Annotated in this window: 1 protein-coding gene; it reads right to left on the reverse strand. The window is 44.2% G+C overall.

The annotated features are described in order from the left end of the window. Positions 1–55: 55 nt before the first annotated feature. Complete coding sequence (locus tag FJM67_RS17845) at positions 56–484, reverse strand: ATP-binding protein (protein ID WP_328591939.1); 429 nt, start codon at positions 482–484, stop codon at positions 56–58. Between the last annotated feature and the right edge of the window lie 229 nt (positions 485–713).

The following is a 713-nucleotide window of genomic DNA, read 5'->3' on the forward strand; positions in this document are numbered from 1 at the left end:
TCAGCGAAAGAAAGTTGGTTCATGGTTGGCAGGAGTCGTAGTCAGATTAAGTCGGCTAGATTGTCTCACATTGCCGACTTAATCGCATGTTCCCTAGCAGTGTCTCAGTTCCATTTCTCTTTTTAAGACCGTACTTATTCTCGTAATCAGTGCCTAACAAGCGATCTAATCCCCGAAAAAAGTTAAAGCAAATTTCTTTCAATGAACCATCATGAGAACAATCAATTTTCAAATACACGACTTGGTCCAAGTTGTGCTGGGGATGGAATATTACTTGCGGATAGCTACCTAAAACCCTTCTTAAAGCAGTCGTTTTCCCAGCGCCTGAACAGCCTATTAATGTAGCGCTCTGAGCCGAGGACCTCGCTTCGTTAAATCTAAAAGCCTGCAAATCTCCTGTCATTAACCGCTCATAACCGTTTTGAAGATGCTTATTCAGATCTCCCGTCACAGGATTCCTTGCGACATATCCTAATCGAATCATAGTGTCGATACGCTCAGCCAGGCGAGCATGAGCAGACAAAGGCTGGAAATACTCATCTAAAATACGGCAGATATTGTGTGCACGAATCGGCTTAGGAGCAGAACAATCATCTTCATTAAAATCAATAATCTGCCTTTGCGTATTTCGGGATGATCGAGCCAGCGATTTCGGTATGAGTCAGCCACCCATTTCGGTATCATCTGGCCACTGATTTCGGCATGAGTCGGCC

Origin of the sequence: Maribrevibacterium harenarium (assembly GCF_006385675.1) — a bacterium.
GTDB classification, from domain to species: domain Bacteria; phylum Pseudomonadota; class Gammaproteobacteria; order Pseudomonadales; family Marinomonadaceae; genus Marinomonas; species Marinomonas harenarium.

Bases quoted from the DNA above. Each gene is read 5' to 3' on its own strand.
- FJM67_RS17845 (WP_328591939.1), bottom strand. From the start codon at position 484: ATGATTCGATTAGGATATGTCGCAAGGAATCCTGTGACGGGAGATCTG.